Consider the following 14,746-nt stretch of genomic DNA (forward strand, 5'->3'; position numbering starts at 1 on the left):
AAATGAGTGTTTGATGAGAAAAGGATGGGTGGTTTGGCTGGGGGCTTGGCTTTTAGGTATGCGAAAAGAAGCCCCGGTTGGAGCTTCTTTTCTTTATAGGATTAGCGGATTCATAAGTTTTATATCTTATCCAAGAACTTCTTGAATATCTTCCGTTACTTTTTCCATTGCCTGACCCCCATCAATAGTCTTGACTAAGCCAAGCTCTGTATAATGTTCCAAGATAGGTGCGGATTCCTTAATATTTACTTCCAAACGGTTTTTAACCGTTTCTGGATTATCATCAGCACGTTGGTAAAGATCATGTCCACCACAAACGTCACATGTGCCTTCAACTTTAGTTGGTTTGAAGATTTTGTGGTATGTTGCACCACATGTACGACAGATATAACGTCCGCTTAAGCGTTCAACCAAGATATCTGGGTTTACCTCAATGTTGATGACTGCATCAAGTTTAATGCCAAGCTCAACCAGCATCTTGTCCAAAGCTTCTGCTTGGTCAAATGTACGTGGATAGCCATCAAGCAAGAAACCTGAGGCTTTGATGTCATCTTGTGCTAAACGTTCTTTAACGATTCCGTTTGTCACTTCATCTGGAACTAGAGCTCCTTTGTCAATATAAGATTTGGCAAGTTTGCCCATCTCTGTTTCGTTTTTCATCGCTGCACGGAACATGTCTCCAGTAGAGATGTGATTTACCCCGTAGTTTTTTACGATAAATTCTGCCTGTGTTCCTTTACCTGCGCCTGGCAAGCCCATGATTAGCAAGTTCATTTTCTTCTCCTGTTTTCTTATTACAAGTTTGCTATAGGCACTAAAATCTCTTTTTCAGTCCTAAAAGCATCTTTACACCTTAATATTTTATCGTATTTCTGGAGATAAATAAAGAAAAACCTTGCCTAAAACAAGACTTTTCATTATTTCATTTGTGATTTGCGCTGTTTTAGCCAAAGCAGCACTGCAGCCACAAGACTGCTTCCTCCAAGAGCCAAGGCAGGCAAGGCTATCTCCCCTAAGTCTGGAAGATTTTGTTCTTCCTTTGTCTCTACAGGACTTTCTTCCTGTGGTCCAGTTTTCTCTGTCTCAGAATCTTCTGGAATTCTTGTTTGAACAGCCTCAGAAATTTTTCCATCTGCATTTTTACTGACAGCCGAAATCATCTGTCCCGGCCTTACTTTTCCAGAAGAAATCTCCGCCCTCCAAGTTCCATCAGCTTGGACGGTCGTTGTGGCAATGACATTACCTCCAGAATCATGGATAAGAATCGTTTCTCCTGCTTTTCCTGTCCCTGTGACCACATAGCCTTCGGAGGAATTTCCTGTTAGGCTATCAATCACAGGTTTTGTCGGAGCAGCTTGCGGTAAGGAAGTTTGTGTGATTGTACCAGAAAAGGAAACCTCAATACGTGGATTACTGGTAAAAATTTGACTTTCCTCCCAACGGAGTTTGTTATCTGCCAAAGCTTGACTATAGTTGACAAATGTTTGACTCGGACTTGCTTGGGTTCGCAAACTCCCTTGCCCTTGAGTCATGGACCATTTGCTCGCATCTACTGCCTTTTCATCAATGTTAAAGACATCTGTCGGGCTATCCGTAAAAGTCAGAACAGCAGGACGCGTAAGACTTTGTTCCTCTGCCACAATACTTGTCAAACCAGAGGCTAGCTGAAGAAGCCGGGACAGAACTCCCAGATTCGCAATCTGGTTATGGTTGAGTGTCAGGGTGTTCAATCCAGAAAGTGCTCTCAGCTGCGAGACATCCGTGATACCGTTCTGATTCAGAGTTAGGTGACGAAGAGAGTTTAGATTAGGGTGATTAAACATTTCCATGGCATTAGCAACGCCAGCTGTTGCATTGATAGTCAAATGCGTCATATTGGGCAAATGAGTCAGAGTTGAAAAATCTGTCACTGTCGCATGAGTCAACGTCAATTCTTGGAGATTAGGGAGAGTAGCAAGTCCCACATAATGCTCACCACCTCCAAGAACATTTGGTCCGTCCAAAAGCGCGACGCCATCCAATGTCAACTTTCTGGGATATTTATTCCCTGCTGTTTCAAGACCTAGCAGGGCCAACTCTGCAGCTGATGTATAATCCGTCACTGCAACAGGAGGTATTGGGGAAGGGCGATCCCGCCCTTCTGTCAACGCAGCTGCAATAGCTTCCTGAACTTTTGGGTCAGAAAAAATTTGATTAATAGGAACATCAAATTGATTTGGAGTAACTGTTTGGATAACCTGACCAGAAAATTGACCGGATGCGATATTTTCAATATTTTGTGCCGTCCAGTGGGCAGCTTGGTTTTCACCTATATAATCCCAAAGAAGCTGCTCAGCGATATGACTGCCTTCCGGCACCTGATCCAAGGCTAGACTGGTCCGATCATGAAGCTCCTGCAAGTTATAAATGCTAAAAGCTGTTGCTTCACGGTGGCTGACATCCGCAAGATAAATACGCTGATCTAAGGCTGAAAGAGTGAGTCCGCCGATATTTCCCCCTCGAAAATGATAGAAGGCTCTTAAATCATTGAGGTGATTTTGATCAAGAAGGATGGTGTCCAAGTTTTGCAAACTGCCTGTAGGGACATTTGCAAAGAAAGTGAGACTTCCTGTGTTCAAGTCATTATCAGACAAATCAAGTGTGATAAGACGACGAAGAAGCGTCAAGCCGTTGAGCTTACTGATACTTCGGCTTGAAGCATCTAAAGTTTCAATGCTGTCCGCCTCACTTTGTGTCAATATGTGTGTCACATCAAAGCCAAGTACATCAGCCACGGCTTGAGCTAAACCAGGGTCAGGAAAAAGCATATTGATAGGTCCTAGTTCAGGGTTGGGCTCTCCCACTTCTCCCAGAGTTGGATACACGGCTAAACCGGAGAAAATCCCTGAGCCTAAACCAGAGGGCATCACCCACTCCAATGTGTTGTCTCCGAGCGTTTGCCAGAGTACACGCAAAGGTGGCGTATCAAATACGATGCTCCCAGAGCCCTGAACGATGCTTAATTGTTCAGAGTCACTTGGAAACATACTGTTTTTGTTATAAATCCCAACAGTTTCATTGGGGGCCTGGCCTCGGTTCGTTTCTACCTTCCGCCAAGTTTGCCCAGTTGCTGAAAGATCGACCAAGCCACTCAAAGTTTGGAGAGGAGCCAGGCTACGCAACATATTGTTATTAAGTTCAAGTGTCTTCAGGCTTGTAAGTGAGGACAAAGGAGCTAAAGCATATGGTGCAGCTGCCCCAATTTGAGGATCAGAGATAAGATTGTTTGAAAGGTAAAGTGAAACCAGGTTGGACAAGCCCGAAAGTTCTGCTAATCCTGCTTCAGTAATCATGTTATTTCTTAAGTAAAGCGTTGTAAGATTTGTCTTGGCAGACAGATTTCCCGCTTGAAGCCCTGCATCGTCAATTTGATTGCGCCCCACAGAAAGGTAGGTCAGACTATTCATGGCAGCAACGGGGGCCAAGCTTGATATACCTGCATTTGCCAGTGTTAAACGCGTGAGTGCTGTAAAATGGGAGAGCGCAGCATTGACTGTCGTCCCTGCACCAAGTCCTGTATTTTCACTCAAGGTCAGGTCAGTCAAAACATCGCTGGGGAGATTTTGCAAGGGCGATAAGTCTACGATGCGATTACTTGTGAGGTTAAGACTCCTCAGCTCCTTTAATGCACCAATCGCTTCGATATTGACAATGCGGTTGGTTACCAATGACAGATTGCGTAACTGTGTCAACTTAGCCAGTGAAGTAATGTCTGTAATTCGGGCGCTGCCTAGATTCAAACTCGTCAAACTAGAAGTTGCCAAGCCTTCAAGCGGAACCAAACTGTTAACGTCAGAAAGATTACCATTTGTAATCCCAAAAGTCGTCATCCGTGTGAGAAACTGTATGCCTTCCAGACTGTTAATTCCCTCAATCGGTGCTCCAGATGTAGGTTGTAAAGTGGTTATATTGTTCAAGTCAGTTTGAGTGACAAAGTCTGTAGGAACTTTTTGCAAACGATAAGCAACAGCCGCTGCCAATCTAGCATCAGGGAAAATCGCATTAATCTGCTGACTTCCAAGCAATATATCTTTAGGGGCAAGGGGCGTTTGTTGTGCTTCTTGGCTTAAAGCCTCGTGAGAAAGAGGAGCTGTTTGCGCGAAAGCTGGAGCGATAGACCCTGCAACTTGGGAGCCCAAAAGACTAACAATACCTAGAGAAATTGCCAGCCGTTTGTTCTTTTTTTGTTTCCCTTTATCACTCATGTTTCTCTCCTTTTTCTCATCTAAAACTCATTACTCTTTTATTATATCATATGGAAATCAAAATAAAAAAATATACCAAGGTAAAATGAAAGCCTTAGTATATTTTTGAGTTGTAGGGCATAGATAACTTCAGTCACAACGCCAGAAGTTCACTAGCCCTCAATCGGATTATCCATAAATCCTTTGTAATTTTTCTTATAAAGATAGCCTTCGAGCTGTTTAACTGCTTGAATCGCAACCTGAATCAAGATTAAGAGAGAGGTTCCTCCCAAGGCAACAATCTTTGGCAAGCCCCAAATGTTTTGGGCAACGATTGGCAAAATCGAGATAAAGCCAAGGAAAAGAGCACCAACTGTGGCTAAGCGCATAAGCAAGCTTGAAACATATTTTTCCGTTCCCTTACCTGGGCGAACAGATGGGATATATGACCCTTGTTTTTGCAGGTTTTCTGCCATCTTCTCCGGATTAACTTGTACAAATGAATAGAAGAAGGTAAAGAGAACAATCAGTAAACCATAAAACAGCATTCCTGTCCATGTGTTGTATGAAAGAGCAGATTGTAAGCTATTAAGCCAACCCACATTGTTCCCTTGGGCACGCTGCAAGAACTGCAAAATTGTTGCAGGAGCTGTTGTAATTGACCCCGCAAAGATAACTGGGATAACACCAGCTGGGTTAACACGAAGTGGCAAGTATGAACTTGTTGGCGCACCCTGTGTCAACTTTGTATATTGAATAGGTACTTTACGTTCAGCTTGTTGTACAAATGTTGTGAAGTAAATAATCAATGCAGATACAATAACTAGGATAGCCAACATAATCCATGATGTTGGAATTTGACCTGGACGTACATTTACAAACCATTCTGTGTAAACTTCGTGTACGGCGCTTGGAATACCTGAAACAATCCCTGCAAAGATAATGACTGAGATACCTGAGCCAAATCCTTTTTCATTGATTTGTTCCCCCATCCAAGTAACAACTATTGACCCCGTCGTCAAAATAACACCAATCATCAGATAAGTTTGCCAGTTTGGATTTTGTACGATATTTGCCGAACTCATCGCTTGGAAACCTGCAGTAATACCAATAGACTGAGCCATAGCTAAAACTAGAGTAATATATCGTGTCGCTTGATTAAGCTTACGGCGTCCAATTTCCCCCTGTTTTGACCATTCGACAAACTTCGGCAAGATATCCATTTGCAAGAGCTGGACAATGATTGAAGCTGTGATATAAGGCGATACCCCCATGGCAAACAGTGAGTAGTTTTGCATGGCATTACCTGAAACCAAATTCATCATGTTCAGGAACGGTAAGTCACTTAGGGCATTCAAGTTTTCAACATTGATTCCCGGCACTGTAATATGTGCACCTAGTCGAAAGACAAAAAGAATAAAGATGGTAAAGATGATTCGCGCTCTCACATCTTTTATCTTGAAGGCTTCCTTTAGAGTTTTGAAAAACATAATTTCCCTCTAAACTTTCTTAAATATTAATCCTATAAAATAAGCGGTTGATCCACAACCGCCAATTGAATTATTTTGCTTCAAGAGTTTCTACAGAACCACCAGCAGCTTCAATAGCAGCTTTTGCAGCAGCAGAAGCTTTCGCAACGTTAACCTTAAGGTTTTTAACTGTCAATTCGCCGTTAGCAAGAACTTTGATACCAGATTTAACATCTTTGATGATTTTAGCAGCTACAAGTGTTTCAGCTGTAACTTCTGCTCCATCGCCAAGACGGTTCAAAGTATCGAGGTTTACGATTGCGTATTCTTTACGATTTACGTTAGTGAAACCGCGTTTTGGAAGACGGCGGAATAACTCTGTTTGCCCACCTTCAAAACCAGGACGTACGCCACCACCTGAACGTGATTTTTGACCTTTTTGTCCACGACCAGATGTTTTACCGTTACCAGATGAAGTACCACGACCTACACGGTTGCGCACTTTACGGCTGCCTTCTGCAGCTTTCATTTCATGAAGTTTCATGTTTTCTCCTTATTTTGTACAATGCTGACGCCTTGCTCCACTCTAAGGAAGAATGGAGTTTGACTCGCCTGTACTTTTTCTAATTTTGGGCTTTTAAACCTTCTCCATTTTACTAAATTTGCTCTGGAAATGCAAATTTTTCAAAAAAGAGGGCATTATTGGCATAAAAAGCGTGAGAGCACGCATGTTATTTCTATAATTATTTTGCAGGAACAACAATTTTACCCGAAACAATATCAGCTTTTGCTGCTTCAACGGCTTTCCATGCTTCATCAGAAGCGTTGTCGCGCGCAAGTGTTACGCCACCATTGGATAGGTCATATTTGAGTTTTTCACCGCCTGGGAACTTGCCTTTTGCTGTTCTGCTTGCGATATCCTGAACTGCATTTCCAACTTCTTTCACTGTAGAAACAAGAACAAAATTTGATTTTTTCCCATCTTTAGAAGTGTAGCCGCCCAAATATTCTTGGTCTTGGTCAACACCAATAACCCATACTTTATCTGCTTCATTTTTTGTTTCATTCAGATTTTTAGCCTCAGTGAACAGTCCAGCACCTACACTACCAGCTGCTTGGTAAATAACATCTGCCCCACTCGCATACATTGCTGAAGCTATTGTTTTTCCTTTACCTGCATCTGTAAAAGATTGCGCATACTGTACATCCACTTTGATATCTGGAGTTACAGACTTAGCTCCCGCTGTAAATCCACTTTCAAAGGCTGCAAGAACATCGGATTTAATACCGCCGATAAAACCTACGTGGTTGGTTTTACTTGTCTTAGCTGCCGCAACACCAGCCAGATAAGCAGATTGCTGATCCGCAAAAGTGGCAGAAACAACATTGTTTTTACCTTCAATTACAGAGTCGATAACAGCAAATTTTGTATCCGGGTTGTTTTGCGCAGCTTGAGAAGTTGCCTCCTGCAAAACAAAGCCAATACTGAAAATTAAATCATAACCGCCTGAAACAGCCGAATTAAAGTTTGATGTAAATTCAGCTGGAGAATTGGACTGAAAATAGTTAATTCCCTTCCCTTTAGACAAACCATTGTCCTTCCCCCAAGCTTGTAGCCCTTCCCAAGCCGACTGGTTAAACGAGCGATCATCTACGCCATCATTACCTAAGACTAAGGCTGCTTTAAGAGCTGTTTCGCCTTGCATTTTTTCTGCACGTCGTCCTCCACACCCTGCAAGTACGATTACTGATGCAAAGACGACTGCTGCAAGTGTAAAAATACGTTTGTTCATTTTTTCTTCCTTCCACATTTCATAATACGACAGGCCATTACTCAACAAAAAAGAGGCTATTCTTTACAGAGTAGAAAACATATCCCTTAGTAAAGTCTAATCTATTTAGATGTTCACATCTGGGTACGCTACGGCCATTGGAAATAATTATACCCTAAAATTCACTGTATATTTTTACTTATTTAATTTTCCAGTTTGAAAATATTTACAATTTTTCACAAAAAAAGTTCAGATAATCTGAACTTTTTTACTTATTATTTAACTTCTTCAATTGTTACCAAGTGTGAAATTGAGTTAGCCATGCCGCGAAGTGCTGCATTGTCTTCTTTCACAACTGATGAACCAAGTTTACCAAGGCCAAGTGCAACAACAGTTTTACGTTGTGCAGGGATACGGCCGATTGGTGATTTTACCAATGTAATTTTGATTTGAGCCATGATATCCTCCTTATGCCAAATCGCTTACTGATTTGCCGCGGAGTTCCGCAACTTCTTCAGCGCGTTTCAATTGTTGCAAACCTTCAACTGTTGCACGAACAACGTTGATTGCTGTGTTTGAACCTAATGATTTAGATGTTACGTCAGCAACACCTGCGAGTTCGAGGACGGCACGAACGGCACCACCTGCGGCAACTCCAGAACCTTCTACAGCTGGTTTGATAAGGATCTTACCGCCGCCAAATACACCAAGCACTTCATGAGGGACAGTAGTTCCTACCATAGGTACTGTAATGATGTTTTTCTTAGCTGCTTCGATAGCTTTACGGATTGCTTCTGGAACTTCTTGAGCTTTACCAGTACCGAAACCTACGCGACCATTACGGTCACCAACTACAACAAGTGCGGCAAAGCGGAGACGGCGTCCACCTTTAACAACTTTAGTAACACGGTTGATTCCAACAACGCGTTCTTCGAATTCTTTAACTTCTTCGTTTCTAGCCATTTTAATGATTACCCCTTTCCTTAGAATTTCAATCCAGCTTCACGTGCAGCTTCTGCAAGTGCTTGGACACGTCCGTGATAGAGATAACCACCGCGGTCAAATACAACTGCTTCTATGCCTTTAGCTTTAGCAGCTTCTGCAATAAGTTTACCAACTTCAGCTGCTTGTTCTGTTTTAGTACCAGTCAATTTAAGTGATGATGCAGATGCAAGTGTTACAGCTGCTTCGTCATCAATAACTTGTGCATAGATATTTGTGTTTGAACGGAAAACATTCAAACGTGGAGTCTCAGCAGTACCTGAGATTTTTCCGCGAACGCGAATATGGCGTTTTTGACGGAGCTTGTTTTTATCTGGTTTAGAAATCACAATTCTACCTCTTTTAATATTTTATATTTCGATAGTTTTTGCCATCGATTTTCTTGCAAAAAATGCAAGCGGGAAGTTTCTGCTTAAGCAGAATTTTGGCAAACTTATATTCACCAAATGACGGATTATAATCTTCAAGAGATTATTTACCAGTTTTACCTTCTTTACGACGTACAAATTCGCCAACGTAACGAATACCTTTACCTTTATATGGTTCTGGTGCACGACGGCTACGGATATAAGCTGCTGTCTGACCAACGACTTCTTTATCTGAGCCCAAAACGTTAATGTGTGTAGCATCTGGAACTTCAAAAGTGATACCTTTTGGAGCTTCAACTTCATCTGGATGAGATTTACCAACAGCCAATACAAGTTTTGAACCTTGAAGTTGTGCACGGTAACCAACCCCGATCATTTCGAGTTCTTTACGGAAACCTTCACTTACACCAACAACCATGTTGTTGAAGTTTGCACGAGTAGTGCCGTGAATAGTTTTCATCTCTTTAGAGTCATCAGGACGCTTGAATGTTACTTCAGAGCCATTGATTTCCATCGTGATTGCTGTTGAAAACTCACGAGTCAATTCGCCTTTAGGGCCTTTAACTGTTACTGTTGCGCCGTTTTGTTCAACTGTTACACCAGCTGGTAAAACAACGACTTTATTACCAATACGTGACATGTTTTTTTTACCTTTTCTGTTAAATTATCAAGAGTATTTCTACTGCCTGTTTTCACAATTATAATGTTTTTCTGCTTACCAGTAAGAGATTACCAGATGTAAGCAAGAACTTCACCACCGATATTCTTAGAACGTGCAACCTTATCCGTCACAACGCCTTCAGAAGTTGAGATGATTGCTGTACCAAGTCCGTTAAGAACACGTGGTACTTCATCAGATTTCACGTAAACACGAAGACCTGGTTTAGAGATACGTTTCAAGTTAGTGATAACTTTTTCGTTGTTTTTTCCGTATTTTAAGAACACACGGATAATACCTTGCTTGTTATCTTCAACATACTCAACGTCTTTCACATAACCCTCAGCTTTAAGGATTTCTGCGATTTCACGCTTAATTTTTGAAGCAGGTGCTTCAACAACTTCGAAACGACGCATGTTTCCGTTACGGATACGTGTGAGGAAGTCTGCAATTGGGTCTGTCATTACCATAATGTAATTTCTCCTTATTTGTAGTTTGGGTTTGTTCAATCCCACTTTCAAATTAATGAGGTCTTTTTTAAAAGACCGAACCTATATACTTTATCAAAATATTTGTATCATGTCAATAGGTTCGGGTGTTTCTCCATGGAAAACACAGCAATTTAAAAAAATCCTCCTAATCTTCTAAACTAAGATGGCGATTATGCACGATTTAAAGAATTAAGTTATGTAGAAGAAAGACATCAATCGAGAACACTCAAACACAAGCTGAGTCGGTGTTTGAGCCACAGTGACTAACAATCCCGAATTAGACATTTTCCGCCGTTCTCTGCCTTTTGTCTAATTTTTAAAATTATAAAAAGCAAAAGAAAAACTGCTTAACAGCAGCATTCTTATACGCGCGGTTAAGCAGTTTTTTTCTTGTTGGGGACTTTTGTCCCCTTTTTTCTATCAAATTCTTCCAGACTCTTCCTTTACTTTTCTTGAAGATGCGTAAGTTTGAATAAACCCTATATTATCTCAGCTTTTAAGTCAGAAAGTGTGCAGACAAAGAAGTAAGGGAAGCAGAATAAAACTTAATCTTTACACTCCAGCTTTTCAATAACATCGCGTAACTGTTTTACAGATTTTTTAAATGCTTGGCGTTCCTGAGGGTCAATATTTAACTCAATAATTTCTCTAACTCCTGTCTGATTTACAACTGAAGGTACACCGGTAAATAGTCCTTCTTCTCCATACTGGCCTTCGAGATAAGCAGATACAGGTAAAACAGCCTGCTCATTATTCAAAATAGCTTTTACAATTCTTGCTGTACTCATACCTATGCCATAGTAAGTTGCTTTTTTACGGTCAATAATTTCATAAGCTGCATTTTTTACTTTATCTGATAAAATTTGTAAATCTGCAACTTCTAAGCGATTATTTTGAACGATAAATTCCAATATTGGTTTACCACCAACTGTTGTATGCGACCAAACTGCGACTTCTGAGTCTCCATGCTCTCCGATAATATAGCCGTGGATACTTCGAGGATCAATTTCAAGTTTTGTCGCAAGTTCTTTGCGGAAACGAGTGGTGTCCAATGTTGTGCCTGTACCTACTACTCTTGATGCTGGTAAACCTGAAGCTTTCCAAGCACAATAAGTTAATACATCTACAGGATTAGAAGCAATGACAAACACACCATCAAATCCCGAATTCATCACCTCATGAACAATGGATTTCATAATTTTTGCATTCGTATCCACGAGTTCTAATCGCGTTTGACCCGGCTGTTGATTGATACCTGCAGTGATAACTACAACATTGGCATCCTTACATTCTTCATAGCCGCCGGCTTTTACATTAATGTTTTCTTGCCCCCATGAAATACCATCTAGAAGGTCCAGTGCTTCTCCCTCTGCTTTTTCTTGGTTCACATCTATAAGTACCAAATCATTGACAATCCCTTGATTAATCATCGAATAGGCAATGCTTGTCCCAACAAATCCTGTGCCTATAACTACTACTTTTCTATTTGTGACTTTCATTCCTGTACTTCCTTTCGTATTACCTTTATACTTATATCTTACCGCACAATCATTAATTTGTAAAATAAATTAATTTAATAAAAGGCATTAATTTTTTGAATCAAATATTTTATTTATAAATGTATAAAATGTACTACTCATTGTATGTAATAAGTCGGTAAAAGCTGTTTAGCATTTCTTGAATGTGCTACTATAGATGACAAAAAAAGAGCTATCTTCGTGCTCTTTTCACCTCTTATGTTCTAACGTTACTGCTATACTTACTGCGTCTGCACTGATACGACGGAGACTATTAAAAATCCGAATATCTTCAAAATCTGCTCTGAGTAAATCCCTATTAATTTGTGTAAGATTCAATATCTCTTGATCCAATCTCTCAATATCTTGCACTAATTTTTTATCTTCTTGGTACAGTTTTTCCTTTAAAAACTCATAAATCTGTAAGAGCATTCTATCCACTAACGGCACTATCGCTTCCATAACCAGATGAATAGCTAACTCTCCCTCTTCTCTGCCACTATCATCTATAGTTTCAGGTTGCTCATAGCGTTGCAGGCTAAGCGCAATATCTTTAGCTTGTTCTTCTATTTGGCGCAAATAATTAATAACTTTATAACAGATTCCAACGGTTATAGCAAATTCTTCTTTCAACTTGACCGTATTTACATTAGTAAGTGTTCTGTTAATCTCCTTGACCAAATATTCGATTAAGGCTTCGTTAGACAGCAAATAGACTTCCTGTCGTTTTTTCCCTATTGTCTTATAATTTGTAGCTTCTTTAAAATCTTCATGCACAAGCTCAAAGGTCCTTTGAATCTCCTTAAGAATATGCTCAACTTCAATCTCTGGCGAGTAAATCAATCGTCGATCGATAAATTTTAACTTAAGCTGAGGAGACTCCTCCGAATCTGCCTTAATAATTTTTTCAGAGAGTTGAATTATATATTTAGACACCGGAAGCAATATGAACAGCGTTGCAACATTAAAAACAATATGTGCATAAACCAACTGAAGGGCAATATTTTCTGAAGTACTCTGAATAAAAGAAACAAAACCTAGGGGCAAAACTGTAAAAACTGTGAAAATCAAAGCGCCCACAACATTGAACAGAACATGAACCATGGCTGCTTGTTGAGCCGTCTTATTACCACGTATAGACGCCACTAAGGTCGTCACAACTGTCCCCACATTAAAGCCGTATAAAATAAAAATCGCTTGCTGGAGATCAACAACAACTCCTGCGGCCACCATGGTCAATAGAATACCAACTGAGGCAGTTGAACTTTGAATCAACGCCGTTACAATGAAACCGACAACGAGACCAATCAGGGGCATTTGAGTATGAACAAATAAATCTGCCATAAAAGCCGATTCCCGTAAGGGAACCATCGAAGAACTCATAAGATTCAGACCTAAAAACAAAAGACCAAAGCCAAGCAAAATTAACCCCATATGATTAAAGGTTTTGCGTTTAACAAAAAGAGTTGTTATTGTCCCGAGAAAAATAACAAAAGGAACAATATCTTGGATATTAAATGTGAACAGTATACCCGTCAAAGTCGTTCCAGCATTAGCACCCATAATCACACCTGCGGCTTGACTAAGAGACATTAATGAGGAGTCGATAAATCCCAATACCATAACAGTCGTTGCTGTCGAACTCTGAATTATCGCCGTAATAATGAACCCAAAGAAGGCACCCAACCATTTATTACGTGTTAGTCGGCGTAAGATGTTTTTCAGTTTTGACCCTGCAACTAAGCTCAAGCCCTCACTCATCAAGCTCATTCCATATAAAAAGAGTCCCAAGCCTCCTAACAAAAAAAAGATATCATAGATGGTCATGCCTTATCCCTCATTTTCACTTTATCCCTTCAGATTCATTTTTTCTCATCTTAAGTATATCTTATTTTAATTTTATTCAGAAGTGATATTATAACAGCTTTTATAAAAGAAAAAAACTTCCCTCAAAGGGAAGAAATTTTTATATGTTAGAGCTACAATTCCTTCTAAGAATTGTCTGGGCATGAGCAGAATTTCTAAGAGATGCCCTTTATATAAAATTCAAATTACCAAGATGCTTTCTTAACGCCTGGAAGTTGACCTTTATAAGCCAACTCACGAAGACAGATACGGCAAAGTTTAAATTTGCGGTAAACTGAATGCGGGCGTCCGCAGCGTTCGCAACGAGTGTAGGCTTGCGTTGAGAATTTTGCAGGGCGTTGGTTTTTAACAACCATAGATTTTTTAGCCATTAGTTATTCTCCTATCCTATTATTTAGCAAACGGCATGCCAAGTTTAGCAAGCAATTCACGTGATTCTTCGTCAGTATTCGCAGTTGTTACGATAACAACATCCAAACCACGTACTTTATCAACATCATCGTATGAAATTTCTGGGAAGATCAATTGTTCTTTCACACCAAGTGTGTAGTTTCCACGTCCATCAAATGCTTTATTTGATACACCATGGAAGTCACGTACACGTGGAAGAGAAACAGTTACGAGTTTATCCAAAAATTCGTACATACGTTCGCCACGAAGCGTTACTTTCGCACCGATAGCTTGCCCTTCACGAAGACGGAAAGCCGCAATTGATTTTTTAGCTTTAGTAATCAATGGTTTTTGACCAGAAATCAAAGCCAATTCAGCAACGGCTTTGTCAAGGTTTTTTGAGTTGCTCACTGCATCCCCAACACCCATGTTAAGCACGATTTTTTCAACTTTTGGCACTGCCATGATTGAAGTATAACCGAATTTTTCAGTCAATGCTGGTACTACTTCGTTAGAGTATTTTTCTTTTAAACGATTAGCCATATTCTTTCTCCTTCCCGTCTTAGTCTAGGACTTCGCCTGATTTTTTGTTGAAACGAACTTTTTTGCCGTCAACTTCTTTATAACCAACACGACCAGCTACACCGTTTTTATCAAGCACTTGTACGTTAGAAACGTGGATAGGTGCTTCAATTTCAAGGATAGCGCCGTTTGGATTAACAGCGTCTGGTTTTTGGTGTTTCTTCACGATAGCAACACCTTCAACGATGACTTTGTTCACTTTTGGTAAAGCTTTGATAACTTTACCTGTTGTACCGCGGTCTTTACCTGCGATAACCTTTACAGTATCTCCAGTTTTTACAAACATTTGATATTCCTTTCTTACGCCCTATGGGCACCCTACAGCGTAGGGGACTATTTCTATCCAAGATAGAAGTGAATTTATAAATGCGAAATTAGATTTTTCTTGTTTTATTAGTTTTGACGTAA

The 14,746-nt window shown here is 40.3% G+C and carries 15 protein-coding genes; all 15 read right to left on the reverse strand.

The window, feature by feature from the left end; genetic code table 11:
* Positions 1-126: 126 nt before the first annotated feature.
* The 15 genes from B4H39_RS05655 to rplX all read right to left on the reverse strand — a co-directional run bounded on the left by B4H39_RS05655 (position 127) and on the right by rplX (position 14,624).
* Entirely contained in the window at positions 127-774 is a 648-nt protein-coding gene (locus tag B4H39_RS05655; protein ID WP_251420295.1) for an adenylate kinase, read from the reverse strand.
* A gap of 143 nt (positions 775-917) precedes the next feature.
* Positions 918-4,244, reverse strand: coding sequence for a leucine-rich repeat domain-containing protein (locus tag B4H39_RS05660; RefSeq protein ID WP_271327894.1), 3,327 nt, complete (start codon positions 4,242-4,244; stop codon positions 918-920).
* Positions 4,245-4,396: 152 nt separating this feature from the next.
* Positions 4,397-5,713 (reverse strand): preprotein translocase subunit SecY, encoded by a 1,317-nt coding sequence (gene secY, locus B4H39_RS05665; RefSeq protein WP_251420298.1) that lies wholly within the window; start codon positions 5,711-5,713, stop codon positions 4,397-4,399.
* Positions 5,714-5,783: 70 nt separating this feature from the next.
* The gene (gene rplO / locus B4H39_RS05670) at positions 5,784-6,236 is read right to left on the reverse strand and encodes a 50S ribosomal protein L15 (protein ID WP_202231541.1); all 453 of its coding nucleotides are present in this window, start codon (positions 6,234-6,236) and stop codon (positions 5,784-5,786) included.
* Positions 6,237-6,435: 199 nt separating this feature from the next.
* Positions 6,436-7,485 (reverse strand): BMP family lipoprotein, encoded by a 1,050-nt coding sequence (locus B4H39_RS05675; RefSeq protein WP_202231542.1) that lies wholly within the window; start codon positions 7,483-7,485, stop codon positions 6,436-6,438.
* Between the two features lie 254 nt (positions 7,486-7,739).
* Positions 7,740-7,922, reverse strand: a complete 183-nt coding sequence (rpmD, locus tag B4H39_RS05680) for a 50S ribosomal protein L30 (RefSeq protein WP_003134512.1) — start codon at positions 7,920-7,922, stop codon at positions 7,740-7,742.
* Between the two features lie 10 nt (positions 7,923-7,932).
* Positions 7,933-8,427 (reverse strand): 30S ribosomal protein S5, encoded by a 495-nt coding sequence (rpsE, locus tag B4H39_RS05685; protein WP_202231543.1) that lies wholly within the window; start codon positions 8,425-8,427, stop codon positions 7,933-7,935.
* A 20-nt stretch (positions 8,428-8,447) separates the two neighbouring features.
* Positions 8,448-8,795, reverse strand: a complete 348-nt coding sequence (gene rplR, locus B4H39_RS05690) for a 50S ribosomal protein L18 (RefSeq protein WP_202231544.1) — start codon at positions 8,793-8,795, stop codon at positions 8,448-8,450.
* 142 nt (positions 8,796-8,937) lie between these two features.
* Positions 8,938-9,474, reverse strand: a complete 537-nt coding sequence (rplF, locus tag B4H39_RS05695; RefSeq protein ID WP_202231545.1) for a 50S ribosomal protein L6 — start codon at positions 9,472-9,474, stop codon at positions 8,938-8,940.
* Positions 9,475-9,563: 89 nt separating this feature from the next.
* Positions 9,564-9,962: a 30S ribosomal protein S8 gene (rpsH, locus tag B4H39_RS05700; RefSeq protein WP_202231546.1), complete on the reverse strand. Its 399-nt coding sequence runs from the start codon at positions 9,960-9,962 to the stop codon at positions 9,564-9,566.
* A gap of 566 nt (positions 9,963-10,528) precedes the next feature.
* Positions 10,529-11,482, reverse strand: coding sequence for an L-lactate dehydrogenase (locus B4H39_RS05705; RefSeq protein ID WP_202231547.1), 954 nt, complete (start codon positions 11,480-11,482; stop codon positions 10,529-10,531).
* A 228-nt stretch (positions 11,483-11,710) separates the two neighbouring features.
* Positions 11,711-13,327: a Na/Pi cotransporter family protein gene (locus B4H39_RS05710; protein ID WP_271327893.1), complete on the reverse strand. Its 1,617-nt coding sequence runs from the start codon at positions 13,325-13,327 to the stop codon at positions 11,711-11,713.
* Between the two features lie 224 nt (positions 13,328-13,551).
* Positions 13,552-13,737: a type Z 30S ribosomal protein S14 gene (locus B4H39_RS05715; RefSeq protein ID WP_003129946.1), complete on the reverse strand. Its 186-nt coding sequence runs from the start codon at positions 13,735-13,737 to the stop codon at positions 13,552-13,554.
* A gap of 19 nt (positions 13,738-13,756) precedes the next feature.
* Positions 13,757-14,299 (reverse strand): 50S ribosomal protein L5, encoded by a 543-nt coding sequence (gene rplE / locus B4H39_RS05720; protein ID WP_202229750.1) that lies wholly within the window; start codon positions 14,297-14,299, stop codon positions 13,757-13,759.
* Positions 14,300-14,318: 19 nt separating this feature from the next.
* Entirely contained in the window at positions 14,319-14,624 is a 306-nt protein-coding gene (rplX, locus tag B4H39_RS05725; protein ID WP_202229748.1) for a 50S ribosomal protein L24, read from the reverse strand.
* Positions 14,625-14,746: the final 122 nt, after the last annotated feature.

Source organism: Lactococcus sp. UBA7128 (assembly GCF_002492185.1).
In the GTDB taxonomy this organism is placed as follows: Bacteria; Bacillota; Bacilli; order Lactobacillales; family Streptococcaceae; genus Lactococcus; species Lactococcus muris.

Bases quoted from the DNA above. Each gene is read 5' to 3' on its own strand.
- B4H39_RS05705 (WP_202231547.1), bottom strand. From the start codon at position 11,482: ATGAAAGTCACAAATAGAAAAGTAGTAGTTATAGGCACAGGATTTGTT.
- B4H39_RS05715 (WP_003129946.1), bottom strand. From the start codon at position 13,737: ATGGCTAAAAAATCTATGGTTGTTAAAAACCAACGCCCTGCAAAATTC.
- rpsE (WP_202231543.1), bottom strand. From the start codon at position 8,427: ATGGCTAGAAACGAAGAAGTTAAAGAATTCGAAGAACGCGTTGTTGGA.
- rplX (WP_202229748.1), bottom strand. From the start codon at position 14,624: ATGTTTGTAAAAACTGGAGATACTGTAAAGGTTATCGCAGGTAAAGAC.
- B4H39_RS05675 (WP_202231542.1), bottom strand. From the start codon at position 7,485: ATGAACAAACGTATTTTTACACTTGCAGCAGTCGTCTTTGCATCAGTA.
- rpmD (WP_003134512.1), bottom strand. From the start codon at position 7,922: ATGGCTCAAATCAAAATTACATTGGTAAAATCACCAATCGGCCGTATC.
- rpsH (WP_202231546.1), bottom strand. From the start codon at position 9,962: ATGGTAATGACAGACCCAATTGCAGACTTCCTCACACGTATCCGTAAC.
- B4H39_RS05710 (WP_271327893.1), bottom strand. From the start codon at position 13,327: ATGACCATCTATGATATCTTTTTTTTGTTAGGAGGCTTGGGACTCTTT.
- rplO (WP_202231541.1), bottom strand. From the start codon at position 6,236: ATGAAACTTCATGAAATGAAAGCTGCAGAAGGCAGCCGTAAAGTGCGC.
- B4H39_RS05660 (WP_271327894.1), bottom strand. From the start codon at position 4,244: ATGAGTGATAAAGGGAAACAAAAAAAGAACAAACGGCTGGCAATTTCT.
- rplE (WP_202229750.1), bottom strand. From the start codon at position 14,299: ATGGCTAATCGTTTAAAAGAAAAATACTCTAACGAAGTAGTACCAGCA.
- secY (WP_251420298.1), bottom strand. From the start codon at position 5,713: ATGTTTTTCAAAACTCTAAAGGAAGCCTTCAAGATAAAAGATGTGAGA.
- rplF (WP_202231545.1), bottom strand. From the start codon at position 9,474: ATGTCACGTATTGGTAATAAAGTCGTTGTTTTACCAGCTGGTGTAACA.
- B4H39_RS05655 (WP_251420295.1), bottom strand. From the start codon at position 774: ATGAACTTGCTAATCATGGGCTTGCCAGGCGCAGGTAAAGGAACACAG.